Annotated in this window: 18 protein-coding genes; 12 read left to right on the forward strand and 6 right to left on the reverse strand. The window is 54.6% G+C overall.

Annotated elements, in window-relative coordinates:
- Positions 1 to 10: 10 nt before the first annotated feature.
- The 3 genes from HQ37_RS06810 to HQ37_RS06820 all read left to right on the forward strand — a co-directional run bounded on the left by HQ37_RS06810 (position 11) and on the right by HQ37_RS06820 (position 3,991).
- Positions 11 to 1,600 carry a lamin tail domain-containing protein gene (locus tag HQ37_RS06810; RefSeq protein ID WP_036881713.1) on the forward strand — a complete coding sequence of 530 codons (1,590 nt, stop codon included), beginning with the start codon at positions 11 to 13 and terminating at the stop codon, positions 1,598 to 1,600.
- Positions 1,601 to 1,693: 93 nt separating this feature from the next.
- Positions 1,694 to 2,692 carry a beta-ketoacyl-ACP synthase III gene (locus HQ37_RS06815; protein ID WP_036881715.1) on the forward strand — a complete coding sequence of 333 codons (999 nt, stop codon included), beginning with the start codon at positions 1,694 to 1,696 and terminating at the stop codon, positions 2,690 to 2,692.
- 90 nt (positions 2,693 to 2,782) lie between these two features.
- Positions 2,783 to 3,991, forward strand: a complete 1,209-nt coding sequence (locus tag HQ37_RS06820; protein WP_036881717.1) for a tyrosine-type recombinase/integrase — start codon at positions 2,783 to 2,785, stop codon at positions 3,989 to 3,991.
- Between the two features lie 92 nt (positions 3,992 to 4,083).
- Here the strand turns inward: HQ37_RS06820 and HQ37_RS06825 are convergent, their stop codons facing one another.
- Positions 4,084 to 4,617 carry a DUF4488 domain-containing protein gene (locus HQ37_RS06825; RefSeq protein ID WP_036881719.1) on the reverse strand — a complete coding sequence of 178 codons (534 nt, stop codon included), beginning with the start codon at positions 4,615 to 4,617 and terminating at the stop codon, positions 4,084 to 4,086.
- Between the two features lie 24 nt (positions 4,618 to 4,641).
- Positions 4,642 to 5,211 carry a DUF4488 domain-containing protein gene (locus HQ37_RS06830; RefSeq protein ID WP_036881721.1) on the reverse strand — a complete coding sequence of 190 codons (570 nt, stop codon included), beginning with the start codon at positions 5,209 to 5,211 and terminating at the stop codon, positions 4,642 to 4,644.
- A 1,220-nt stretch (positions 5,212 to 6,431) separates the two neighbouring features.
- On the opposite strand from HQ37_RS06830, the gene HQ37_RS06835 reads away from it, so the two are divergent.
- From HQ37_RS06835 to HQ37_RS06865, 8 genes are all read left to right on the forward strand, one after another.
- Positions 6,432 to 8,651 carry a hypothetical protein gene (locus HQ37_RS06835; protein WP_036881722.1) on the forward strand — a complete coding sequence of 740 codons (2,220 nt, stop codon included), beginning with the start codon at positions 6,432 to 6,434 and terminating at the stop codon, positions 8,649 to 8,651.
- Positions 8,652 to 8,720: 69 nt separating this feature from the next.
- On the forward strand, positions 8,721 to 8,885 hold the full coding sequence (locus tag HQ37_RS08395; RefSeq protein WP_160215074.1) for a hypothetical protein: 165 nt from the start codon (positions 8,721 to 8,723) through the stop codon (positions 8,883 to 8,885).
- A 516-nt stretch (positions 8,886 to 9,401) separates the two neighbouring features.
- Positions 9,402 to 10,646 (forward strand): DUF6361 family protein, encoded by a 1,245-nt coding sequence (locus tag HQ37_RS06840; protein ID WP_036881723.1) that lies wholly within the window; start codon positions 9,402 to 9,404, stop codon positions 10,644 to 10,646.
- Positions 10,627 to 12,468: a phospholipase D family protein gene (locus HQ37_RS06845; protein ID WP_036881724.1), complete on the forward strand. Its 1,842-nt coding sequence runs from the start codon at positions 10,627 to 10,629 to the stop codon at positions 12,466 to 12,468. The genes HQ37_RS06840 and HQ37_RS06845 overlap by 20 nt, the downstream gene beginning before the upstream one ends.
- Positions 12,465 to 15,680, forward strand: coding sequence for a helicase-related protein (locus tag HQ37_RS06850; protein ID WP_036881725.1), 3,216 nt, complete (start codon positions 12,465 to 12,467; stop codon positions 15,678 to 15,680). The genes HQ37_RS06845 and HQ37_RS06850 overlap by 4 nt, the downstream gene beginning before the upstream one ends.
- 49 nt (positions 15,681 to 15,729) lie before the next feature.
- Positions 15,730 to 16,677, forward strand: a complete 948-nt coding sequence (gene rsgA / locus HQ37_RS06855) for a ribosome small subunit-dependent GTPase A (protein ID WP_036881747.1) — start codon at positions 15,730 to 15,732, stop codon at positions 16,675 to 16,677.
- A 6-nt stretch (positions 16,678 to 16,683) separates the two neighbouring features.
- Positions 16,684 to 17,850 (forward strand): CapA family protein, encoded by a 1,167-nt coding sequence (locus HQ37_RS06860; RefSeq protein WP_081951801.1) that lies wholly within the window; start codon positions 16,684 to 16,686, stop codon positions 17,848 to 17,850.
- On the forward strand, positions 17,843 to 18,730 hold the full coding sequence (locus HQ37_RS06865; protein WP_052080833.1) for a M48 family metallopeptidase: 888 nt from the start codon (positions 17,843 to 17,845) through the stop codon (positions 18,728 to 18,730). The genes HQ37_RS06860 and HQ37_RS06865 overlap by 8 nt, the downstream gene beginning before the upstream one ends.
- 321 nt (positions 18,731 to 19,051) lie before the next feature.
- Here the strand turns inward: HQ37_RS06865 and HQ37_RS06870 are convergent, their stop codons facing one another.
- Both HQ37_RS06870 and HQ37_RS06875 read right to left on the reverse strand, forming a co-directional pair.
- Positions 19,052 to 20,812 (reverse strand): DUF349 domain-containing protein, encoded by a 1,761-nt coding sequence (locus HQ37_RS06870; protein ID WP_036881734.1) that lies wholly within the window; start codon positions 20,810 to 20,812, stop codon positions 19,052 to 19,054.
- Positions 20,813 to 21,083: 271 nt separating this feature from the next.
- A complete protein-coding gene (locus HQ37_RS06875; protein WP_036881735.1) occupies positions 21,084 to 21,347 on the reverse strand; it encodes an HU family DNA-binding protein in 264 nt (87 codons plus the stop codon).
- Between the two features lie 340 nt (positions 21,348 to 21,687).
- Between HQ37_RS06875 and rpsA the strand changes: the two genes are divergently transcribed.
- Positions 21,688 to 23,481 (forward strand): 30S ribosomal protein S1, encoded by a 1,794-nt coding sequence (rpsA, locus tag HQ37_RS06880; RefSeq protein ID WP_036881736.1) that lies wholly within the window; start codon positions 21,688 to 21,690, stop codon positions 23,479 to 23,481.
- 128 nt (positions 23,482 to 23,609) lie between these two features.
- Here rpsA and HQ37_RS06885 read toward each other — a convergent pair whose 3' ends face one another.
- A complete protein-coding gene (locus tag HQ37_RS06885) occupies positions 23,610 to 24,332 on the reverse strand; it encodes a nitroreductase family protein (protein ID WP_036881737.1) in 723 nt (240 codons plus the stop codon).
- 106 nt (positions 24,333 to 24,438) lie between these two features.
- Positions 24,439 to 24,603 carry a hypothetical protein gene (locus HQ37_RS08400; protein WP_160215075.1) on the reverse strand — a complete coding sequence of 55 codons (165 nt, stop codon included), beginning with the start codon at positions 24,601 to 24,603 and terminating at the stop codon, positions 24,439 to 24,441.
- Between the last annotated feature and the right edge of the window lie 295 nt (positions 24,604 to 24,898).

Raw genomic sequence — 24,898 nt, forward strand, 5'->3', positions numbered from 1 at the left:
CTGAGTGGATATGACCGGTAGAGTCTCTCTTCGTCTGCTGCTTCTGTGCCTCCTTCTGCTTGATGGGCTCGGTAAGGCTGAGCTGAGAGCTCAGTCGTGGCGAGCAAACTGGGGTGAGGGACGACATCCTTCCTCTCCTGAGTGGAGATATGATCTCGAGGCTTTCGAGATCCAGGAGGGTTGGCTCTCGCTTTCTGCCCACGAGGGGTTGGCTAATGCTCAGAGTACGCTCATGACCTCTGTTACTCTGCCCCCTAAGGTGCGCTGGAGGGGGCGAGTACGCCTAGATCTACCGCTCAGCAAGCGCAATCATAGCTACATCCTCCTGGCCTGCTTCGCTGCCAATACGACACTCAAGCAGTATGATTATGTTGCCCTTAGCCTCGGGGGAGGCGATCGGTCGAATGCCTCCCTGGTGAGCCTTCGACTGAGTCCTCGAGGTTTAGGTTCTGGAGCTCGCTTCTCCCTATCTCACGAGCGGATACTCATCTCGGGGAGGGGCTTTTCGATGACCTCTGCTCTAGAGCTACGCTATGACGTTCGCTACGAGGAGGGGCACTGGAGGCTCTATCTCCAGCGTGTCGGAGAGGCTCAGGCCTTTCAGCTGATTGGGCAGACGGAGGAGGAGCTACGCCTCTCCGATCTGCGCAATACCTTCGGCTTCGTCTGTCTCTCGACCCCTCGCTACCGCTCGGCTACACACTTCACCGATATAGAGTTCGATGACAAGGTCGACGAGGGGATGGAGATGCCTCAGCCCTCACCCGAGGATGACCCCTCTTCCTCGTATCTCCTCCTGACCGAGATCATGGCGCATCCCGAGCCAGGAGGGGAGGAGTATATTGAGATCCATAATCCTACTTCTCGAGAGATTTCTACCGATGGGGTTGGTTTGCTCATTGGTAAAAATTCAGAGCAGGCGAAGTATTATCCTCTGCCTAAGTCCGTGGTTATCCCTCCCGAGACTTACCTTGTGCTGACGAAGTCCCCCTCGGCTGTGCAGATGACGCATCCGAATGTGTATGTGGAGGATATTATACAAGCCCCTCTGCCTCGCTTGAACAATTCGGGTTGCTACATTGGCCTCTATCGGGCAGGTGTTGGGGTTATCGATGACGTCCTCTATCTGCCTCGGCTCAAGGAAGAGGGGCTTCGCAGCCGGGCGGGTGTCGCGCTGGAGCGTATCCGCCTCTCCGACAGATCCCGATACCCTAACAATACTGGCAATTGGACCTCGGCTCTCTCCTCGGGAGGCTTTGCCTCACCCACACGGCCCAATACCCGCTTGAGAGACCCCTTCGGCCGAGACTCGCAGGGGGAGGGGGGAGAGCGTATCGCTCGGCTTGTCGATCTGTTGCAAGAGCTGCGGAGTGATCCCCAGGCTTCGGTACTCCTGATGCTGTACGATCTCTCGGGCTGTCGCCTCGTCGAGATGAGGGGCGAGAGGGCTATCGGCTGGCTGGAGACGCTGACGAGCCATGCTCCGAGTGCTTTGGAGGCCCTACCGACAATACATCGAGGAGTGATGATCCTGCAACTAGTTGTCCGCTCGCGTGAGCGGGGGGTGCAGACCTATTCTCTATCCTTTCTCCGCCCTTAGCTCCTCTCCCCATCCACTTTTTCAGTACACATTAGTTTTTTGTACCTTAGCAGGCAATTTGACTGTTGCATCAAACCAAACTACACTATCTATATGAATAGAATCAATGCTGCCATCACGGCTGTCGGGGGGTATCTGCCCGAGGACAAGCTGACCAATGCCGACCTGGAGAAGATGGTCGATACCAACGACGAGTGGATTATGACCCGTGTGGGAATCAAGGAGCGTCGCATCCTCAAGGATCCCAACAAGGGCGCATCTTTCCTTGCTATTCAGGCTGTTAAGGATCTGCTCGGGCGCAGCCAGATCGATCCCGCTAGCATCGACGGATTGATCTTAGCCACTAATACTCAAGACTATCACTTCCCTACGACGGCCTCGATTGTGGCTCATGAGACGGGTTGTGTGAATGCCTTTACTTTTGACCTGATCTCGGCCTGTCCTAGCTTCCTCTACGCTCTAGAGACGGGGGCGAACTACATCCGTTCGGGCCGCTATCAGCGTCTGCTCATCGTGGCTACGGAGAAGATGTCTGCAGCTATCGACTATACCGATAGGGCGACTTGCCCTCTCTTTGGGGATGGATCTGGCTGTGTCCTGCTTGAGCCTACAACGGAGGAGCTTGGGGTGATGGATGCCCACTTCCGCACCGATGGTTCGGGCCGTGATCACCTCATCTGCAAGGCTGGGGGCTCGGCTCGTCCTGCTAGCCATGAGACGGTGGATAGGCGTGAGCACTATGTTTACCAGGAGGGAGCAGCGGTCTTCAAGCATGCTGTGCGGGCCATGGCCTCTAGCTGCCGAGTGGTGATGGAGCGCAATAACCTGCGTTACGAGGATATCAACTGGGTCGTTCCTCATCAGGCGAACCAGCGCATTATCGATGCTGTTGCCCGTGAGATGGAGGCCCCTATGGAGCGTGTCATGGTCAATATCCAGTACTGCGGCAATACGAGCTCGGCCACGATCCCCATCCTCCTATGGGAGCGTGAGCGAGACCTCAAGAAGGGCGACAACCTCATCCTAACGAGCTTCGGGGCTGGCTTCACTTGGGGAGCCATTTATCTCAAGTGGGCTTACGATCCCAAGTAATTTGCTTCTCAACACTATCGAGCGACCTCGTCTCTCCCTCCTCATCGGAGGGGAGTGATGGGGTCGCTTCTTCATTTTATCTTGACACCTATGTCTGTGGATGTTACTGCTGAGGGCCTACTCGAGGCTTTTGTACGCTATATGGCATATGAGCGCAATGCTTCGGAGCAGACCCTGGTGGGCTATCGAGGAGATCTCGAGGCCTATATCGCTTACTGTCGGGAGCGTTTGGGTGAGGAGTTTGCGCCCAGTGCAGGCGATCTTGACCTTGTGCGAGGCTGGCTCTCGGGGATGATGGATCGGGGGGGGAAGGCCAGTTCGGTGGCTCGGCGTCTATCCTCGGCGAAGAGCTGGTATCGATACCTCGTTAAGGTGGGTTATCTCTCCAGCTCCCCCATCGTCTCGCTCAAGGCTCCTCGGCAGGAGCGGCCTTTGCCAGCCTATGTGCCTACGAGCGAGCTGGAGCGCATCCTCGAGCCTGTGGAGTCCCCCTCGTTGCGAGAGGTGCGAGATCGGCTCGTTGTGGCCACGCTCTACGAATGTGGCCTAAGACGAAGCGAGCTGGCTGCTCTGCGCACGATTGATGTAGACCTGGAGCGTCGTAGCCTCAAGGTTGTGGGCAAGGGCGATAAGGAGCGCATTGTCCCCTTTGGGATCTCTTTGGCTCAGATGATGCAGCAGTGGAGTGAAATCAGGGATCGTGAATTTGGTGGTTCTGATTCTTTTTTTTTAACTTTGAAGGGAAAGCCTATGAAAGGGAGCGATGTCTACTCCATCGTAAGGGCGCAGCTAGCCTCTGTCCCCAATCTCGCTCGCCGTGGGGCGCATACGCTGAGGCATTCGTTTGCCACGGATATGCTCAACTCGGGAGCTGATCTGCTCAAGCTCAAGGAGCTTATGGGACACAGCTCTGTCGCCACGACTGTACAGTACACGCACACTTCCTTCAGACAGCTACAACAGGTGTATCACGCTCATCCTAGAGCACAAAACAACACAACGATTATGGACATCAGAATTCAAGCCTTGCATTTCGATGCAACCGAGCAGCTCAAAGAGTTTATCCGTAAGAAGCTCGACAAGCTCAACCGCTTTGCCGACGATATTCAGGCGGCAGAGGTATTGCTCAAGGTGGTTAAGCCCGAGGTCTCCGAAAATAAAGAAGCGTCTGTTAAGCTGCTCATCAGCGGTAATGATCTATTCGTGGACAAGGTCGCAGACACCTTCGAGGAGGCAATAGACCTCTGTGTAGATGTCCTCAAGAGGGGATTGGAGAAGCGCAAGGAGGCACATAAGTAGATTCTCCCCTCTCGCCTTATTAAAGCAAATCCCCCAGTAGTGCTCTTGAGCACTACTGGGGGATTTGCTTTGTGCGGCTCTCAAGAGGAGCTCTAGGACTGGGCTGCCGAGGGGACTCTCGAGAGTTTGAGCGGACGGATGCGGCGGTAGACCTCGAACATGTACCGCTCTGTCCCCTCGATCTTGTATCGGAGGATGAAGTGCTCGTCGTCGTAGCGATAGGTGCGGATCTTGGAGCTTCGCCCCTTCATCTCTGGGGAGGTCAGATGCTGTGTGATGTGCTCGGTATGGATACCCTCCTCGGGGGAGAACTCGTACGTCCCCTCCTGGATGATGAGTGGCGTAGGGTAGATGCTGTTCATATTGAGGGTGAAGTAGCGACCTGGCTCGATGGATTTGTAGAAGAAGGTTGGCGTCCCCTGCTTGATGGCCTCGGAGTAGTCCTTGAGCCCTGACTTGGGAATGATGCTCTGCCAAATACCATAGTAGAACTCAACGGGCACAACTTGATCGCCCGAGAGGGCACGAGGCTGATCCCCACTCTGTGCCCAGGCCTGGCTGGTGCTGAGGGTGAAGAGAAGCAGCAGTGAGACGAGCGAACGCATACAGCGAATGATCATATACATGTCAATAGGATATTTGCAGGTGAATTATTTACTGGGTGAAGTCTTCTCCTTGAAAAAGCCCTTGGCCACGAGCTCCTTGAGATAGTATTCTTCGGGCCTATCGACGAACTTAACTCGTCTCATCAGCTCTCGGCCGACGATCCCATCCTGGGTCTCGTAGGTGAGTAGGAAGTGATCCTGGTCGATGATCTTCGTCTGTATCTTCGAGCTCTGCCCGACCATCTTGGGCTCTGCCGTGTGCCCTAAAATTCGTTCCTGGATGATATTGCCCTCTTTGTCCTGACGGTAGGTGCCGTAGTGCGAGTAGAAGAGATGAACGGGAGAGAAGGCAATGTAGTTTGTAAACGAGCCATTGGCATCATACCGCTTGTAGTGCCCCGATCGAGAGTTGGGGAGAGCGTATTGTGCCTGCTTGAGTTCGTCGTTCTCATAGCTTTGCCGAGGAGCAACCTCGACCCAAAGGCCGTGGAAGTAGTTGGATCGAGGGGTGAGCTCTTGCTTGGGTTTGGCCGAGGCCTGGGCGATCCTTTGAGTACTGCACCCGGCTAGGGCCAGTACTCCCGAGAGGAGGAGTAGGGTAGGGAATACCTTCATTGTTTCGTGAGGTTGTTGTGTAAATTATGAATTGGATGCGCTTTGTGGGCGGCTCATCCGTGTGAGAAACTTTCAGTGAGTGCAAATGTACGTAAACTTTTCTGCTCTCGGACCCCATCATGCAGGAAAATACTCCCCCTGATGGAGACCTCAATAGGTCGACCTCGAGGTCTAAATAGGATTATTTTTGAGATCTAAATAAGGCCTTCGTTGAGGGTCTTATTAGGGTTGTCGTTGAGGCATAAGTAGGAGTTCGGTTGCGCTCCTACTTATGCCTCGATCGAGATCCTATCTATGTCTCAGTCGAGATCTTTACAAGATCTCATCTGTAGCTCCACCGTTAATTTTGCGAGTTTTTCATTTAACTTCTAGCCATAAGACCATGAGCTATCCCTCACTTTGTAAGTGAAAATACTCTTGGATTAGTCTTCATAGCATCCTCGATGATCTCGAAATGATCATGTTTATTCTGATTGTTTTTACTATTAGTCCTTTTTCCTTCTTGTGTTCATGAACTGATACGGTTTTTTTAGTGTTACTTTTTCCTTTATCTTTGCCTCTGACGTTTAGGTAGGCTCTTTGAAATATGTCAATAGAGACGTTGTGTTTTGCTTCCCCCATTTTGGTGCGAAATAAGGGGGGTGGAGTGGTTGGAAGAGATTCGATGAGCGACAGAGATAATATGATTGTTCCCTATACTGATGAGTGTGGGTGTAGGTGCTTCGTGTTTTTGTTTTGCTTTGGTTTACTCTAGAGTGGTCTTGCTTTTGGCTAGGTTGTTCACGCAGTTTCATGTCTTCATTATTTTATGATATAAATATATATCCATGGACTGAGAATACTAGAGACCTGTGGCATGCTTTGTGGGTCATCTTTGCAATGCTGTTGATGTCGGGCGAACTAATCCCTCCTCTTATGTGTTAGTGGAGAGGCTTTGCTCTACTCCTTTTCGTCGCTGTCTTATTGTTCTGTACGCGAAGCTCAGTTTGTATATTGAGGAGGTAGAGTATTGTACTAATTTTTAATATAAAGAAAATAAGCTATTTATGAAGGATATTTGTCTATTTGGCCATCTGTCTCAAAAGGAGGGTGGCGGTGGCATCTTAGTCAAGATATGCTATCCCATCATTGGGAGGGTTTCGGCTTTCTTTCTATTCGTTTTGTTGCTTCTTGCATCTTGCAAAAAGAATGGAGAGCCAGAGAAGCCTAAACCGAATCCGATGCCTACGGAGGCAACGGTCGTTTCTGTGTCTTTGGATTTTGATGCAGTGCAAGATGTTTCTAAAGCCTTGATGTATCTCAGTGAGTCCAACGGCAATAAACTGAGTGCCCAGCTCGATACTAGCCCTACAGTGCCCGTCTGCATGGTCATTTGGAGTGATGATCTTGCTCAGCCCGTAACTTATCTGATCGAGGATTGGTATCGTGTGGATGATCGTCTTCTCCGATTCAATCCCAACAAGGATGTCCCAGGCAAACCTAAGAGGCCTGTAACCATCAACTTCGTTGGCTCCAACATCACGCAGGGCAGTCGTAGGTGGTACATCACAGGCCTCATGGGGCCAGAGGCCCTCAAGACTGATAAGGCTGGTGTCCTAAACAAACTGCGCTCTGGACAGGGATTACAATATGCTACCGAGCGGGCAGTAGTGCCAGGGGCAGACAATAAGTTTGGTTATGATGCTCCTTGGGCCTTCCCTTGGGTTGAGCTGAAGATCTCAGGAACGAACAATGAGGATGCTCACGCATATCCCGCCAATAATCAGCCTGCGAAGTTTAGTCTTCAGGGGGCTTTCCTTAAGCTATCGGTTACGAATAAGCTTAACAGGGGAGTCCGTCTGAATAAGATTTATATGGAGTCTTCTGTCTTCCACAATAGGGGCAAGTTCGTATGGTCTAGACCCTCCTCTGCTGGGGCTTATCCAGCATGGCAGAGCCTTATGGCCAGCGACCTACAATCAGATGACCTCCTCAAAAGCCACAAACCCTATGTAACGGGCAATAATGTCTCTGGTAGAGGCTTCTACAAGAGGCCTGCTCCAGGTGTGCAGCGGTTTCGCTACTTCATGAAGTATCTCAAGAGCGGCATCGAGGCAGGGGAGAGCAGTGGTACTCAGCCAGATGACCAAGTAGATACTGGGGCTGAGCATCTCTACCAGTTCCTCGAGAAGGATGCGACACTCTCTCGAGACGGCAAAGACTACTTCTACGCCTGGGTGATGCCCGTTGCTGATATAACCGCAGGGCAAGGACATACCAGGGTGTATGCAGACGTTACATCTTGGAAGAATAACATAACGAATGCCAATACAGCATTCGGTCAAGTATCTTCGTCTATGATCAATAGAGGCTACGCTGAGGTTCGCTTGGCTTATCCGAATATCGACAGGACAAAGTCTCTCGTAAGTCAGATCCCTGCCCGCTCAAAGGCTGATCTGATGAAGAAAGTCCTCGGGATGAAGCTCCAGATCAGAGAGCCGCGCGTGCCTCTAGACAATTTTAGCTTGACTCCACTCAGAAGGATCGGGGAGTTTTATACTTATAATGAGAATGATATCAAAAAGTATTCGGGATATCCGCGAGACTCTTTCTTCCCTTTTCAGCAGGCTTCAACTGCGTTTGGATCATCTGGAATCCATTGGATGCTCCCCACTAGAGAGCACTGGGCAAGTATCCTAGGTGGTCTAGCATCCTCAACTGTCCAGAATGAGCCTAGTGGTATTCGTTTCAATACATACGGCTCTGTGGTGGTGCAGCCCTCTATGCCGAATCAGAAGGAATATGTCCAGTTGGGGGGAGAAGATCAGGCCGTATATATCAGATCCAACTACTATAACCTCGGTGAGAACGTTAATCCTGGTTCTAGTTGGCCTGGAGATCTCGCTCAACAACGGATGAAGAGGATCACCTATGCCCTGAGGTATCTGCCAGACGGCCTGGATGGTGAGGAGGTTGCACCAGCCCCCTCTAGTCCTCTGATCTCTACTCACTATCACTTATCCGCATGGCGTTACGAGTTCGTCGTCAACCATAGTGGCGAGATAGGGTATGTTATGATTGCTACTCGCAATTTAGGGTTTGGTTACAGAGACTTTGGCTATCGTCTCTCAGAGATGGATATGAGGGACGATAATTGTGAGAGTTTTTGGGGCTCTGAGATGGCGACTTGGGATGTTACTCGCCATTTCCCTCTCGCTGGTTACCATGTCAAGGAGCCAGACAAAAATGAGTATTATGCCGCTTCTCAAGGTGGTGGCGGGCTTCATCGTCTTTTCGATTACTGGGCGCAGGGGACTATCGCTGGGGGTTCTCAGGGGGTAGGAGCTCAAGGATCTTGGTTTACTACCCGATCCAACCTGCATCTGCCACCAAGTCATATATATGCGCTCCAGATACGAGGATACCGCAAGGTGGACAAGAATAATATTCCTATTCCTTAACCGAGTCCTCTTGCAATGCTCCAGTAGCCTGGAGAGAGATTTGTTAGACTTAATAGTAATGAAATAGTTATGAAAAAGGGTTCAGTTGTTCCCGCATATGAGGCTCCAACTATTATTGGAGTGGAGCCGCTCCAGCTATCCAATCTGCTCCTCACGCTCTCTATGGAGGCTTATGTCGAGGATTTTGATCTCGGAGCAGAGTTTGAAGATATAGAGTGGGGGGGAGATCTATAAGAAGAGAGGCGCAAACCTAGGTCGCAGGCCACTGCAAAGATCGAATAGGATCGTGATGCAGGTAAATTTCCGTATGTGAGGGAGAGCAACCCCTTCACATACGGAAATTCATTTTTTCTGCATATAGGGCTTCTCATGTGCCCTTGAAGCTCGTAGTATTTGAGGAAGAGAGGCGTTTTGAATCGATTGTGAGGTAGCCCTTCTTCGATGGCTTTGCTCTTCCTCGCAAGGGCGACTTCCGAGTGAGGCGATAAGACAAAATACGTATGCTGGACAAAACGTATACGTTTCGCGTCGAAAACGTATACGTTTTGGGCTGAAAACGTATACGTTTTGCATTGAAAACGTATACGTTTTAGGCGGGAAAGGTATACGTCTTGCTTGAGAAGGGTATTGGGGAGGGCTCAACCCCTTGCCACTTGTGCGAAAAGTACTACCTTGCGCCCCGCTTCCCGTGGAGCACCCTTTCACACAACGACGAATAGCCCTCGCATCACCTTATCCTATAGTAGCCCCATGATCGGATGGATAGACTTCTCTGCTGAGGATCGTGCATTAGCCCTACAGATCCTCAATCAAGGCATTCAACCCCTTGACGAGCTGGGTGTCGGAGCGATCCGAGACACCTTCTCAGACCTCCTCTTCCCAGGCCTAACGACGCAGCAGACAAGGGCGAAGTACTTCTGCCTCATCCCTCGTCTCTTGCAGGAGCTCGTCGCCCATGCCCCCCTCGAGGCAAGCACGGACGAACTGCTCGAGAAGCTACACCTCGAGGAGCGAACTCTAGCCGAGCAGATGATCAAGCAGGCAGAGCGGCCATTGGGTATTATTGGGCATCGCTCGCTGCGCTCAGGGCGTTGGGTCAAGATCGCTCCCTCGAGCATCTATTGGAGTGGTCTGAGGCGTTGGGGGATCTTCCTCGGTAGGGAAAGGAGCATCCGAGAGTACCTCGACGAGGCGATGGACGAGCGGCGGATGCGTAGGGAGGCCCAAGCCTTCCGCAAGGGAGGAGCTTATAGAGCCCCTCATGATGATCCCTGGGACGATGACCTCCAGGGAGCTGGGAGCATGGCTCGAGAGCCCTCGTGGCATCGAGACTTTCGCCCCGAGAGGGCAGGCTGGCGCATGGAGATCTCGATCCAGCTGACTAGAGACGAGGCCGAGGCTTTGGTCGATCGGATCTCGTCCGCCTGCCGAGATTCCCTCCTGCCCTATATGCTCTCGCCTTCGCTGGCCGAGCTGCTCGGGGCTTCGTATACAGCCTTCGCCGAGAGGCTGCTCGAGGAGGGCTCTCTTCCCGAGCAGCTCGCAGAGACTCTTCGGCTGAGCCTAGAGTTCTCCACCTTCATGGGTCAGGCCCTAGGGGTGTACAAAGCCCTTGTGGAGGTGGGTGAGGCCGAGCTCAACCCCGAGGATATTGCTCCGCTACCGCTTCGTCTAGAGCATATCTTCGCCCTTAGGTCTCAACCTCTGCATGCTATAGATCTCGAGACGCAGACCTTCGTTCGTCGATTGAGCGAGGCCTTCGCCTTGGAGTATAGCCCTGAGAAGGTTGAGCTCGTCTGTCGCCTTATTCGTGAGCGGGAGCGTAGCCTCAAGGCCGAGCATAGCCGCATTGGCCGCTCGGAGCAACGTCCTATCTCTCGCTCCGAACTGACCTATCGCTTCCCCACGGCTTGCCAGCTGGCGAAGGATATTACCCAAGCCTTGAACGAACCCTCATCCCCCTCCACCTCTCCGTATGTTTCGCCCCGAGCATGATCGCTTAGACTACGTTCGCCTCCTCCTCCCCCCAGAGGGCTACAGCCTGGAGGCGGCCCTCGGCACCAGCTATAGCGTGGAGCTCGAATATTTGCTGTCGGTGTGTATGCGCCTGCATGCTGGGGGGAGGGGCGAGGGCCCTTCGGCTTCTATTCGTCCGCTGGAGGCCTGGATGGCACTGAGGCATCTCGAGGGGCGTTTGCTGTTCTTTCACGACAACCGCAGGCTTTCGGCTCGGACCGAGGGGGCATGGAGCGGCTTCGCCCACTTCGAATCAATCCTTGTCCCGATCCGCATGCGCCGAGGGGAGGCCTCCTTCCACCCCAAAATGTGGCTCTTGTGCTACAAGAGTCGAGAGACTGAGGAGCGTCGCTGCCGCCTCGTCGTCATGAGCCGTAACCTGACGAGCGACCGAAGTTGGGATGTCGCCGTTGCCCTCGAGGGATACGAGGCCGCCCAAGCTCCCAAGGGTGTTGTCAGTCTTGAGGGCCTTCGCCCCATGCTCGACTACCTTCATCGTCGAATTCCCACTTCCGTCCATGCTAGGGTGCAGAGGCAGCTGATGGGACGGATGATGCAGTGCTCCGAGGGGTTGCTCTGGCAGCTACCCCGAGGCTTCAAAGCTGCCGAGCTCATTCCCCTACTGCCCGGTGGAGCACGAATGGACTGGGACGAGCTGGGACGAGCCCACCAGCTCACGGTCATCACCCCCTTCCTCACGCCCCAGGTGATCCGGAGGTTACTCCCCGACAAACCCTCCTCGGCGAGGCATCGACGGGTGCTCTTCTCACGACGTCGGGCCCTCTCGGCCTTGCCTCGTGAGAGCTTCGATGCCTTCGAGATCTATGCCCTAAGGGAGGGCATCGTCGAGGGAGAGCGAGCCCTAGAGCAGTCCGAGTATGAGCCCCGCCCACAGGATATACATGCCAAGATGTACCTCTACGAGAGGGGCGCAGACAGACGTCTCTACCTCGGATCGTTGAATGCCACGAGAGCGGCCCTCGAGTACAACGTCGAGCTCCTGCTGAGGTTAGATCTCTCTGGGCAGAGCTTGACTACCGAAGCCCTTCTAGACGAACTGTTGGGTGCTGGGAAGGAGGGGAGTCGATCGCCCTTCTTCCTCCTTGAGGAAGGCTGCCTCGAAGCTGCAGATACAGAGGCCGAGAGCGAAGTCGAGCGGATGAAGCATCTGCTCGACAGCCTTTGCCGTCTCTCTTGTACCACTCACCTCGAGCAGATGCCTGGGGTCTCGACAGATCTACCTCGCTATCGGTTATGCCTCAGTTTCGACAAGCTCCCCAGGAGCGAATATTCGCTCTTGATACGCCCTCTCCTGGGGCATCGCTGGCAGGCCCTCTCGTCCGAGATCACCTTCGATGACCTCTTGCTCACGGAGGTATCCGATTACTTCCTCGTGGCCCTCGATGGCAGTAGTATGCATCGTGTGCTTACCCTGCCATTGCATTGGCCCGAGGGCTCTGCCCTGAGGGAGCAGAGGGAGCATGAGCTCTATGCCGAAACCATCCCCGATGAGGAGACGCTGCTCGAGGCCCTTTGGCTTCACCTGACTGGTAGGCCTCGGTTTGCCCTTCGAGAGGCTATAGATTTGGAGGGATGCCCCGCCCCTCTAGGGCAGCGATCCGCTAGAGGCCTCTTTGCCCCCTCGCTCTACGAGAGCGTGCTGAGAGCCTGCGCCGAACGGCCCGAGCAGATCCTGGGGCTGGTGCGTGAGATCCAAATGTACCGCCAGTATAGCTCCGCAGAGCTCTCCTTTGAGCTCCTCGGACTCTATCAGGTATTATCACAGATGTTTAAGTCATGACTGAAGAACTGCACCTTGAGCCTTGTGAGATCGAGCGGGCAAATGAGCAGGTAGACCGAGAGCTTCGAGACTTCCAACGCTCTACGGTCGATCGAGTTGCCGAGCGGTTTGCCTCGGGGCAAATGCGTGTCTTGGTGGCCGATGAGGTGGGCCTGGGAAAGACCTACGTCGCCCGAGGAGTGATCGCTCGGGTTGCGAGGCAGTTGAGGGGGCAAGGGCTTCGGGTTGTCTATATCTGCTCGAGCCAGACCATTGCTCGGCAAAACCTTGCCAAGCTGAGCCTAGAGGGCTTGGCCCGTACCCCCTCCTACCGGAGCAATCTGCGCCTCTCGATGCAGCACCTTGAGCTCGCTCGATTGCGCTACGACACCCCTAGGCAGCCTTCTGCTGTACAGCTCATTGGCCTCTCGCCCTCGACCTCCTTCGAGATGACACGGGGTGAGGGCCTTGTGGACGAGCGGGCCCTGCTCTACGCCCTACTCTCAAGGCTTGGGAGCTTGAAGAGAAGCTCACGCAAGCTCTCCGATCTGCTGTGTGGATCGGTCGTCATCGAACGCTGGCAGAGGCTTCGTCAGCAATATCGAGATGAGCTCAAGAGGCTCGAGCTCTTGAGCGGTGGGGCTTATCCGATGGGGCTTCTCGAGCAGCTGGGTCGAGATCCCATCCTCCGAGAGATCGAGGCCTGCTTGAGAGGGGAGGAGGGGGCGATGCCTAGAGGCGAACTTATCCGCCGCCTTCGCCTATCGATGGCTCGGTACAGTGTCGGTGAGCTCAGGGCTGACCTAGTCATCATGGATGAGTTTCAACGCTTCCGCTCCATGCTCGACCTCTCTGATGAGAGTGAGATGGGGATGCTTACGAGAGCCTTCTTCGAGCGGGAAGAGACCCGCATCCTGCTGCTCTCGGCGACTCCGTACAAGCTCTACGAGACCATGGATGAAGTTGAGGAGCGGGGCGGCGAGGAGCTACACGAGCGAGACTTCAGAGCGGTGCGAGAGTTCCTTCTGTCCTCTGCCCAGGCTCGAGAGGCTTTCGATCGCTCCTGGGGGGCTTATGCCCGTTCACTGAGGCAGGCCAAAGGACTCTCTGAGGAGATGCTAGCCCTCAAGAGCAGCTCTGAAGAGCTCCTCTACAGCATCATCTGCCGCACCGAACGAGTGGCCATGGCTGGCGGGATAGACAGCCTCGATGATAGCTCGACGAGGCGATCGCTGGAGATCCATGAGCAGGATCTGAGGGGATATATCGACCTAAGTCGCTTGCTCCGAGCCGCAGGACTCGGCGAACGTCTACTCGTAGACTATGCCAAGAGCTGCCCCTGTCCGCTCTCTTTCCTCTCGGGCTATGACATCCGCAATCGTCTCGTGAAGGCCGCTCGAGAGCAACCCCATCTGCGCTCCCGAAAGGCCCTGGGCCTGCCTCGTCTGTGGATCGACAAGGGGGGGGTCATCGAGCACTATAAGCCACTGCGTCTGCACCATGCGAGCCTCGATTATCTCAGGCGAGAGGCCTTCGCCCACTCGGCTGAGAGGCTGCTGTGGATCCCCCCATCCCTTCCCTATTACCCCCTCCGAGGGGCCTATGCCGGGGCTCAAGGGTTCAGTAAGATCCTGGCTTTCTCGTCCTGGGAGATGGCCCCTCGTATGATCGCCACCCTCCTCTCCTACGAGGCAGAGCAGCGCACTATTGGTCGGCTCGTGGGTAGTCAAAAGGCTGGCTACTTCAAGCCTCGCACTCCCTCGCCTCAGCTGAGGGTGCAGCTTCGGGAGGGGCGTATCAGTGGAGGAACGGCCCTCACACTCCTCTATCCTGCTCACAGCTTGGCTGAGCTGTGGAGGCCTGCCGACAGTCTGCGCTTGGGGCAGAGCCCAGCCCAGCTTCGCTCGCAGATCAAGAAGGTCCTAGGCTCGCATATAGAGCAGCTCGAGAGGCTCTACCAAAGGCCTGGGGCTCGTCGAGTGGATGAGGATTGGTACTTCTTGGCTCCGATGTTGCTTGATGATCGAACCTACTGCCTAGACTGGCTAAGAGCCCAGTCTGTCCTCGCCTCAGAGGGGAGCTTGACAGGACGAGGAAGGGTCGCAAGGCTTCTAGACCAGAGGTTGGATGCCCTCTATACTCGCACCAAACTGCTTGGGGCGATGCCCTCCGATCTCATCGATGTGCTCTGCGACATGACCCTGGCCTCGCCTGCTGTCTGCTGGCGGAGGACTATGGGTGGGGAGATTGAGCTTCGGAAGGTCGTGCGGGTCGTCGAAGCCTTTGTCTGCCAGCTCGATAGCCCCGAGAGCATTGCGGCTGTGCTGCTAGCCCAGGGGCATAGACGCACCAGGGGATACTGGCGCAACCTCTTGTCCTACTGTCGAGATGGCTGCCTACAGGCTGTGGTCGATGAATATTGGCATCTCGTGGGAGAGTCTCCCGAGGCCCCTCAGCTTATCGAGGAGGCTCTTAGTCTGCAAACAGCCTCGTACAAGGTCGATACCTATAGGAGCTTCTTGACCGAATGCCTCTCACCCGAGGTCAAGAGCAGGTCTCGTATGTCGATGCGCACGCACTTTGCCGTCTGTCTCTCCTCTGGGGAGGAGGGCACACGGAGGATAGATCGTAGAGAGCAGGTTCGTCTGGCCTTCAATAGTCCTCTTAGGCCCTTTGTCCTGGCCTCTACGTCGGTAGGGCAAGAGGGCTTAGACTTTCACCTCTATTGTCGCAGGGTGATGCACTGGAATTTACCTCGTAACCCCATAGATCTAGAGCAGCGAGAGGGGCGAGTCAATCGCTACAAATGCCTCTCGGTGCGGCAGAGCTTGCCCGACCTCTTCGCCGATTGGAGAGATCTCCGAGGGGGGGAGATCTGGTCAGAGCTCTTCGATCTAGCCCAGGGGCTAAGACCGCAGGATCAGCCCTCGGATCTCTTCCCCTACTGGAGTCTGGGGAAGTGGCAATCGGTTAAGATCGAACGCCTTGTGCCGATGTACCCTCTGAGCCAAGATCAGGGGCGATACGAACGGATCAAGCAGATTGTCTCGCTCTATAGGATGACGCTCGGTCAGCCGAGGCAGGAGGAGCTGCTCGATGCTCTGAGGGCAAGGATGACCAGGCAGGAGTGTGCTCGTCTCTTCTTTGATCTGAGCCCTTACTCGAGGGAGCTTCGCCCTGAGGGGCTCGAGGAGGAAGGAGAGCAGGACGGTTGCCCTGCTGCGGGCAGTTGATTATCTTTGCGAGCGAAAGTATGATGAAATTAAGAGACTTATGAAGGTAATCCAAGGCTTAGTCATTCGCAATACAGGCAGCCATTATCTGACCCTCTGCGACGATGGAGAGGAGCGTGCCTGTCTAGCCAAGGGCAATCTGCGCCTCAGGGGCATTCGCTCGACCAACCCTATCGCTGTGGGCGATCGGGTGGAGGTAGTCATCACGCCCGAGGGGGCAGGGGAGGCACATTACATTCGTGAGATCCTGCCTCGGCGCAACTATATTGTTCGTCGGGCGGCCAACCTTTCCAAGCTCTCGCATATCTTGGCAGCCAATGTCGATGCCTCCTTCCTCATCTGTACGATCGCAGCCCCCGAGACCAGCACGACTTTCATTGATCGCTTCCTCGCCACGGCCGAGGCCTATCGAGTGCCGACGGAGTTGGTCTTCAACAAGGTCGATCTCTACACCCCCGAGGCCTTGGCTTACCTCGAGGAATTGGTTGAGCTCTATACGGGCATCGGTTACCCCTGTCATCGAGTCTCAGCCATCACGGGGGTGGGGATGGATGCATTGCGTTCTCGTATCTCGGGCCGCATTACCCTCTTCAGTGGCCACTCGGGGGTGGGCAAGAGTACGCTCATCAATGCCCTCATCCCTGGGGCTGATCTGCGAACGGGCGACATTTCGATGGCGCATGATACAGGGATGCACACGACGACCTTCTCACAGATGATCCCCCTACCTGGGGGGGACAGAGGCTACCTGATCGATACGCCTGGCATCAAAGGCTTTGGCACGCTGGATATGCAGGAGAGCGAAGTCTCGCACTACTTCCCCGAGATCTTCGCCCGAGCTGAGGAATGCCGCTTCGGCAACTGTACCCATACCCACGAGCCAGGCTGTGCTGTGCGGGTGGCTCTCGATAGGGGAGAGATCGCCGCCTCTCGTTACATCAGCTATCTCGGCATCCTAGAGGATAAAGAGGAGGGCAAATATCGTCCCGAATACTAATACTCCATGATCACACCTAAGACCCTAGGTACTCGACTTCTCAGCCTCTTTGTGCCCCTGCTGCTCGTCTCCTGCACCCACAGCGAGGCCTCTCGTGGGGCAAGTGAGCAGAGCGCAGACACTACCATTCGGAACGAATATCGCCTGCTCTTCGTCGGCGACATCATGATACATGGCCCTCAGATCAAGGCCGCTCGACGGCCTAAGCTCAAGGCTGGATACGACTTCTCTGCGAGCTTTGATTCGATCAGTCCGCTGCTGCGCTCGGCGGATCTGTGCATCGGCAATCTCGAGACAACCCTTGCAGGCAAGCCTTATAGTGGCTATCCGATGTTCTCCTCACCCGATGCGCTGGCTGTCGCCCTCAAGGAGGCAGGCTTCGACATCCTCACTACGGCCAATAATCACTCGGCCGACCGGGGGCGTAGAGGTATTGTTCGCACGTTGGATCTCCTCGATAGCCTTGGTATTGCCCACACGGGCTCGTACCGTAAGGCCGACGACCGAGAGCAACAGACCCCACTTGTGGTCGAGCTGGGGGGAAGTATCAAGCTCGGCATCCTGGCCTATACCTATGGCACGAATGGTATGCCGATCCCAAAGCCCACCCAGATCGACCTTATCGATACCCTCGTCATCGCCCAAGATCTAGAACGAGCCCAAAGGCTCGGGGTGGACTATCAGATCGTACAGATCCATTGGGGCGAGGAGTATCGCCGTGATCCCTCGTCCGAGCAGACCGAGCTTGCTCGATGGCTGCACCGTCAGGGGGTGGATGCCGTCATCGGTAGTCATCCGCATGTGGTGCAGCGGTCGGAGTGGTTGCAGGAGGAGGCACAGCCGACCTTTGTCCTCTACTCCCTCGGCAACTTCATCAGCAATCAGATCAAACCCGAGGGTACTCGTGCTGGGCTCATGCTCGAGCTACGTCTCGTCCGCCAAGGCTCGGGGCAAGTGGAAGCCTTCCCCAGCTACCACTTCGTCTTCGTTAATAAGCGAACGCCCGAGGGGCAGGCTGTCTATCGCCTCGTGCCGATGCCGCTCTCGTCCGATGTGCCCATGCCTCCGTTGCCCAAGGACGAGCAAGCAGATTGGCGTGCCGCCCTGCGCTACTATCAGAGCCTACCACTCGTCGGACAAAGAACTCAAACATTAGCTCGTGATCATGAATAGAATAGTGAAGAAATCTTTCCTCTCGGCTCTCCTACTACTGAGCCTCATGGCTTGCGGTACGGTGCCCATCACGGGTCGCAAGCAGTTCAGCATCGTTTCGGATAGTGAGGTCCTCTCGTTGAGCCAAACCCAGTACCGCTCCTTCGTTCGTTCGGCTCACCAGCAGGGCGTCCTCGTGCGGGATGCTCGTGTCGAAGAAGTAAGCCGTCGCCTCATCGCTGCTGCGGATGCCTATCTGCGTCAAAATAAGCTCCATGACCTCCTCTCGACTATGCACTGGGAGGTTAATACGGTCAATAGTAATCAAGTCAACGCTTTCTGTATGCCAGGGGGTAAGATCGTCGTCTACACGGGGTTGCTGAGATTGATCGGGGGGGCGAGCGGTACGGATGCCGAACTTGCTGCCGTCATCGGTCACGAGATTGCCCATGCACTGGCTAGGCACTCTAATGAGCGTCTGAGCAATGCCAAGCTGCGTAACCTCGGCGGACAGATCCTCGGTAGCATCGTCAGCAAGGAGTCGGCCACCCTACAGCTCATCATCAACCAGGCCTATGGCCTCGGCTCTGAGGTCTTCGTTGCCCTGCCTTTCGGTCGCAAGCAGGAGTATGAGGCTGACAAGATGGGTATGGTACTGATGGCTCTAGCTGGCTACGATCCGAAGGCCGCCGTGACCCTCTGGCGCAAGATGGAGCGTAGCTCAGCGGGTAAGACTAATGAGTTCCTCAGCACTCACCCGAGTGAAGCCAACCGCATTAAGCAGATAGAGAGCTATCTGCCCGAGGCGATGAAGTATTATCGTCCAACGAAAGGATTCTCGCTTGAGCCTGTTCGACGATCTAGTAAGTTTCAGCCCTCGACGCAGCCCCCGAGGCGTTAGCCTGTCTGTCGAGGGCTCGATAGACTTGCCCTTGAACCCCTATCGAGAGCGAGATCGCAGCCTCGTCTAGGCCCTTCCCCGAGAGCCTATCTGAGTCTCGATCGTATTCCTATCTGAGTCTCACTTACGATCCTATTAGGGTCTCGACCGAGAGCCTATCTGAGTCTCTCGAGCCCCTGAGCTAGGGTGATCAGGGCTGCGTAGCCCGATCCTCGGCGATCGGTCCGAGTGGTTCGCTCTCAAGCGTAGCTATGCAAAGAGGGTGTGGCGGGCTCTTCGCCCCGCCACACCCTCTAGTAGGATGGCTTCTTCGGCTATGCCTTAGTCCTTGAGCTCTTGATCTCTCAGCTGGGCAATGCGCTCGCTGAGATGCTCGATTTCCTCTCGCAGCTGATCACGCTTGTCCTCAACCTCCTTGAGTAGATCCGAGCCCGAGAGGCTACTGATCGAGAGGCTGCTGATATTACGCTCGTAGACGTTCAGCTCCTGGCTGAGCCGATCGAGCTGATGCTGTAGTTTCTGTCGCTCACTCAAAGGTTCGCTCGCACGTCGAGATGAATGTCCCTCCCCTGATGTCCCTCTGCTATGATCCCGACGCTGAGGGCGTCCATTGCGCAGACGTCCGTATAGCTCATCCAGCAGAGCCTTGTACTCTGCTTGGATACGCTCCTTGCGGAAGTAGGGCACGTGCCCAGCCTCCTGCCAAGCCTTGTTGAGCTCAGGTAGCTCTCGACGCAGCAGGGCAAGGTCATTCTCTGCAGCCAGGGCACGCAGACGCTCGATGATAGCCTTCTTGGCCACTAGGTGGTCATGCTCTTCCTGACGCTTGTTGCCCTCGATGGCCTTACGACGATCAAAGAAGTAGTCGAAGGGGGCACGAAACTCCTCCCAAATCTTCTTGCTCACACGATTGGGGACAGAGCCGATCTTGCTCCACTCCTCCTGTAAGGCCTTGAGCTCATTGGCTGCTCGCTGCCAGTCTGTACGATCCTTGAGGGCGATGGCTTTGTCGATGAGCTCTCGCTTGAGGCGCAGATTCTCGGCCTGCTCCTTGCGGTGGCGATCGTAAAACTCACCTTTGTCTCGGAAGAATACGTCCAGGGCAGCACGGAAGCGACGATATACATTGTCATTCTCTTTCTTGCTGGCATATCCGATCGTGCGCCACTTCTCCTGTAGCTCGTGGATGCGCTGGGTGTGCTGCTCCCACAGCTTCACGCTTGTGGGTAGAGCTCCCATGAGCATCTGTTCGATCTCGGTGCAGATCTCTTCCTTGGCACGAAGGTTCTCTTGCTCGACGACTTTCTTCTGGTCGAAGTGCTCTTGATGCCTCTTGTATATCGTCCCCGTTAGCTCCTTGTAAGCGTTGTGGATCTCAGTGCGTAGCTCTTTGGCCACTGGGCCGATGTGCTCCCACTGCTTGATGTAGCTCTGCATACTGCGTAGAGCCTGTATGGGATCTTCCATTTGGGTGAGCTCTCTGAGCTTCTCTAGGATGGCCTGCCGAGCCTCGAGGTTCTTCTTGAAGTCATATTCACGCAGCTCCTCATTGATGCTCTTGAGGTCGTAGAAGCGATCCTGCAGGGCTAGGAAGCGTTTGCTCATCTCCCCAGAGTGCTGTGCTGGGACTTCGCCAGCCGCCTGCCACTGCTCTCGAAGTTCGTGGTAGCGAGCATAGATCTTACCAAAGTCCTCTGCACTCTCGAGTAGAGCCTCGAGCTCGTTGATGAGCTTCCCCTTGAGCTCTAGAGCCGCTTGCTGCGCCTCTTCGATGGCTTGGGTACGCTTGCGGTCGAGAGCCTTGAAAGTGGCCAAGAGGTCGTTGAGCCTGGTCTCCTGGATCTCGAGGTTCTCAGCCTGATCGCTTTGCTGCACGAGGGCTGTCTCCTTCTTCTTGTAGAAGAGTAGCTTGATCCCATCGACGCTCTTGCGCTCGGGGAGCTCCTCTTGCTGCAGGAGGATGGCTAGATGTTCGACAAGCTCGGTGGCAGAGAGGTGGGCGAGCGAACCGCTGGGCTGCTTGCTCGTTGGCTGAGTCTGTGCTGTAGGCTCAGGAGTCTGAGAGTTGTTCAGTGTTTCCATCACGCGCTGTAAAGTTATTGACCGAGGATCTTCTTCGGGAGAAGGCCTTTCTGCACCCAAGATACCACAAGGTCTCTATAAATTATATGCTTCGACTACAAAATAAGCGAATATAATTGGTTTGAACAATAAAATTCTGTATAAATATCCTCGCTCTTAGGACTAAAGGAGCTAAGCTGCCTCCCATAAACGCACAAAAGACCACGCTAGGTTGCCCCAGCATAGCCTCTCGTGATTTCTGATCGAGGGGATAACCTCGCCTAGATAGCGATTAGAGCTCGAGTGCAGATCCTGGCTTGAACTTTACGCTCTTGCGTGCAGCGATCTGGATCTTCTCCTTGGTCTTGGGGTTGATACCCGTGCGAGCGGGCTTCTCATTCACCGAGAAAGTACCGAACCCGAGTAGGGTGATCTTCTCTCCAGCCTTGGCTTGCTCTGCCACCACTTCGGCAAATGCGTTCACGGCCTTTTGTGCGTCAGTCTTGGTTAGACCGGCCTTCTCGGCCAAGCGGGCGATAAATTCAGTCTTGTTCATAACAAATTCACTAAATTTAGTAGTTAGACATAATGGGCTCATTGCGCAACCACTCTTCAGAAGCCCCAAGAGCCCCCTCGAGGAGTGATCGTGTAATTTAGCATCAAAGGTAAAGTATTTTTGTTGCAAACCAAATATTCGACAGCTTGTTATATAAATTTTTGCTCTCCTGAATTCCTTCCCTCCTCCGATCTGTACCCTCTATGAGGCCTCAGTGAGATCTTTTGCTGGGTGTCGAACGTGTGGATGGAATAGTTTTTGTACCTTTGTGCCGTTTTCTGAGAGAGATATAATATAATGTCTAATCATTTAACAAACAAACAGATTTAATTAACTGAGTATGGACAATCTAAAGAACATTCAGCCCATCGCAGACTTTAACTGGGATGAGTTTGAGAAGGGGCAGAGCGTATGCGCTGTCTCTCGTGGTGAGCAGGAGGCTGCTTACGACAGCACACTTAACAGCATCAAGGAAAACGAAGTTGTTGAGGGAACTATTGCCAAGATCGGCAAAAGAGAAGTATTGGTGAACGTCGGTTTCAAGAGCGAAGGTAGTATCTCTGCATCCGAGTTCCGTTACAACCCCGACCTCAAGGTGGGGGACAAGGTTGATGTGTTCATCGAGAGCCAGGAGGACAAGAAGGGTCAGCTGATCCTCAGCCACCGCAAGGCTCGTGCAGCACAGTCTTGGGAACGCATCAACGAAGCTCTTGAGAAGGACGAAGTTATCCAGGGTTACGTTAAGTGCCGTACCAAGGGCGGTATGATCGTGGATATCTTCGGCATCGAGGCCTTCCTGCCTGGTAGCCAGATCGATGTGCGTCCTATCCGCGACTACGATGTGTATGTAGACAAGACCATGGAGTTCAAGATCGTGAAGATCAACCATGAGTTCCGCAACGTAGTCGTATCGCATAAGGTGCTCATCGAGGCTGAGCTCGAGCAGCAGAAGGCCGAGATCATCAGCAAGCTCGAGAAGGGTCAGATCCTCGAGGGTACTGTCAAGAATATCACTTCTTACGGGGTATTTATCGACCTCGGTGGCGTAGATGGTTTGGTGCACATCACAGATCTCTCTTGGGGTCGTGTAGGGCATCCTAGCGAAGTGGTTTCGCTCGATCAGAAGCTCAACGTTGTGATCCTCGAGTTCGACGATCAGAAGAAGCGCATTGCCCTCGGTCTCAAGCAGCTCATGCCTCACCCATGGGACAACCTCGATCCTAACCTCAAGGTTGGCGACAAGGTTAAGGGTAAGGTTGTTGTCATGGCCGACTATGGTGCATTCGTAGAGATTGCTCCTGGTGTAGAGGGTCTTGTACACGTATCTGAGATGTCTTGGACGCAGCACCTGCGTACGGCTCAAGACTTCCTCCATGTGGGCGACGAAGTTGAGGCTGTGATCCTCACGCTCGACCGCGAGGAGCGTAAGATGAGCCTTGGCCTCAAGCAGCTCAAGGAAGATCCATGGGCTGGTATCGAGCAGCGTTTCCCCGTGGGTTCACGCCACAAGGCTCGTGTGCGCAACTTCACGAACTTCGGTATCTTCGTTGAGATCGAGGAGGGTGTAGATGGCCTCGTGCATATCTCTGACCTCTCTTGGACGAAGAAGATCAAGCATCCAGCCGAATTCACTGAGGTAGGTGCTGAGCTCGAGATCCAGGTACTGGAGATTGACAAGGAGAACCGTCGCCTCAGCTTGGGCCACAAGCAGATCGAGGACAATCCTTGGGAGGTCTTCGAGACAATCTTCAAGGTAGGTTCTATCCACGAAGGTACTGTGCTCGAGAGCCTGGACAAGGGTTCTGTAATCGGCCTCCCTTACGGAGTAGAGGCTTTCGCTACGCCTAAGCACCTGGTGAAGCAGGATGGCTCTCATGTGGCTCAGGGCGAGACACTCCCCTTCAAGGTGATTGAGTTCAACAAGGATGCTAAGCGCATCATCGTATCACACAGCCGTGTGTTCGAGGATGAGCAGAAGGCAGAGGCTCGCGCAGCAGAGAAGCAGGAGCGTGCAGAGAAGCAGAGCCGTCAGGACAATACTGCTGCTGCCGTTGCCTCCAACAATGCTGCCTCTGAGCGTGCTACGCTCGGGGACCTCGATGCCCTGGCATCTCTCAAGGAGAAGCTCTCCTAATCTACTCCAGCGAGACACCTAGTACATAGGTATTAACAATATCGAAGAGGGTGCGGTCGAACGAATGTTCAGCCGCACCCTCTCTTTTTTGCCCGTTTTGTCGCCAAGCCCCTTCGCCGCCCCGATTCTCAATGCCTGTGGTAGATCTCTTCGAAGGGGATGCGCACTCGATCGCCCCATATCCCTCTAGGATCTCGAATACCACAGCTGACTACTAGGCTGATCTCTGCACCTCTCTTTAGTCCGAGAAGCCTTCGGATACGAAGACTGTCGAAGCCTCCGATGGGACAGGTGTCGTAGCCTTGCTCAGCCATGGCGAGCATGAAAGTCTGTGCTACGATTCCACAGCTCTGATGGAGGGATGCCCTTTGATCAGCCTCCGACATTTGGCGGACAATGGGGCGGAAGAGGCCGAAGCCCTGCACTGCTATCTTGCGTACGAGCCCAATGCAGCCGAAGCAGCGGGCGTGCACTATGGGCATGATCTTGCCGTAGTATAGCCTCCAGCGTCCGATGCGGTGCGCCCTCCGATCTTCAGGGCTGTTACGCAGGACGTTCTCCTCCTCCAGTTTGAGGAGCTTTTGGGCCCGAGACCTGTGGAGGTCTTGTCTCAGGACGAAGACGACCATCTGCTGCGCTGTCGTAGCTGCTCCCTGCGAGAGACAAGCGATACTCATTTGCTTGAGCAGCTCGGGTTCGATGATGTGGTAGGCTTCGTAGAGTTGCATGTTTGAGCTTGTCGGGCTCAGCTGGGCCAGCTCGAGGCATCCCCGTACGATCTCGGGGTCGATGTTTTGGTCGCCGTATCGTCGTGTGGCACGCCGATAGAGAAGAATTTCTTTGAGGCTCATAGCAGTGGTAGAGTAGGTATAGGTTATTTTTGAAGTAAAGAGGGCACACGAGATCTGCCTCCGATGTGCCCTTCTACTATTATGATTATGTAGCGATTCTTCGAGCTTAGCTCCTCCAAATCTTGATCAAAATGCCTATGGCTAGGAAGACGAGCACGAGGAGTAGAATGATCTTCAGCACGATGCTGGAGATGAAGATGAGCCCCTTGAGGATGGCGGCGACGAGGCTAAAGAGTAGAATAACCCCAATCGTAGATAGTATCTTTCCCATAATGAATTACTTGTTAAGTGTTGATATTGAGCAAATATAGCCAAAATATCCTGAGCCGGAAAATCCTCGACCACCTCGCTTTCTTGGCTGAGCTCTTTCTAGGGGAGGGGGCAGTGTCCCCATCTTGTTCCTTGTTTTGGAGTTGTTGGGAGCTTGGCTCTCCCTCTATTTGCATTACTGTTTTGCTGGTATCGATGCTTGGGTTGCGTTCCTATTTACACTAGTCTTGTGATCCTAGTTGAGTCTCACAGTCGATCTAAGTAGGATTTCGCTTTCGATCCTACTTGTGTCTCGC

It is taken from the genome of Porphyromonas sp. COT-239 OH1446 (genome assembly GCF_000768875.1).
Taxonomy (GTDB): domain Bacteria; phylum Bacteroidota; class Bacteroidia; order Bacteroidales; family Porphyromonadaceae; genus Porphyromonas.

Coding starts and splice junctions, on each gene's coding strand:
- HQ37_RS06810 (WP_036881713.1), top strand. CDS start 11: ATGACCGGTAGAGTCTCTCTTCGTCTGCTGCTTCTGTGCCTCCTTCTG.
- HQ37_RS06815 (WP_036881715.1), top strand. CDS start 1,694: ATGAATAGAATCAATGCTGCCATCACGGCTGTCGGGGGGTATCTGCCC.
- HQ37_RS06820 (WP_036881717.1), top strand. CDS start 2,783: ATGTCTGTGGATGTTACTGCTGAGGGCCTACTCGAGGCTTTTGTACGC.
- HQ37_RS06825 (WP_036881719.1), bottom strand. CDS start 4,617: ATGTATATGATCATTCGCTGTATGCGTTCGCTCGTCTCACTGCTGCTT.
- HQ37_RS06830 (WP_036881721.1), bottom strand. CDS start 5,211: ATGAAGGTATTCCCTACCCTACTCCTCCTCTCGGGAGTACTGGCCCTA.
- HQ37_RS06835 (WP_036881722.1), top strand. CDS start 6,432: ATGCCTACGGAGGCAACGGTCGTTTCTGTGTCTTTGGATTTTGATGCA.
- HQ37_RS08395 (WP_160215074.1), top strand. CDS start 8,721: ATGAAAAAGGGTTCAGTTGTTCCCGCATATGAGGCTCCAACTATTATT.
- HQ37_RS06840 (WP_036881723.1), top strand. CDS start 9,402: ATGATCGGATGGATAGACTTCTCTGCTGAGGATCGTGCATTAGCCCTA.
- HQ37_RS06845 (WP_036881724.1), top strand. CDS start 10,627: ATGTTTCGCCCCGAGCATGATCGCTTAGACTACGTTCGCCTCCTCCTC.
- HQ37_RS06850 (WP_036881725.1), top strand. CDS start 12,465: ATGACTGAAGAACTGCACCTTGAGCCTTGTGAGATCGAGCGGGCAAAT.
- HQ37_RS06860 (WP_081951801.1), top strand. CDS start 16,684: ATGATCACACCTAAGACCCTAGGTACTCGACTTCTCAGCCTCTTTGTG.
- HQ37_RS06865 (WP_052080833.1), top strand. CDS start 17,843: ATGAATAGAATAGTGAAGAAATCTTTCCTCTCGGCTCTCCTACTACTG.
- HQ37_RS06870 (WP_036881734.1), bottom strand. CDS start 20,812: ATGGAAACACTGAACAACTCTCAGACTCCTGAGCCTACAGCACAGACT.
- HQ37_RS06875 (WP_036881735.1), bottom strand. CDS start 21,347: ATGAACAAGACTGAATTTATCGCCCGCTTGGCCGAGAAGGCCGGTCTA.
- rpsA (WP_036881736.1), top strand. CDS start 21,688: ATGGACAATCTAAAGAACATTCAGCCCATCGCAGACTTTAACTGGGAT.
- HQ37_RS06885 (WP_036881737.1), bottom strand. CDS start 24,332: ATGAGCCTCAAAGAAATTCTTCTCTATCGGCGTGCCACACGACGATAC.
- HQ37_RS08400 (WP_160215075.1), bottom strand. CDS start 24,603: ATGGGAAAGATACTATCTACGATTGGGGTTATTCTACTCTTTAGCCTC.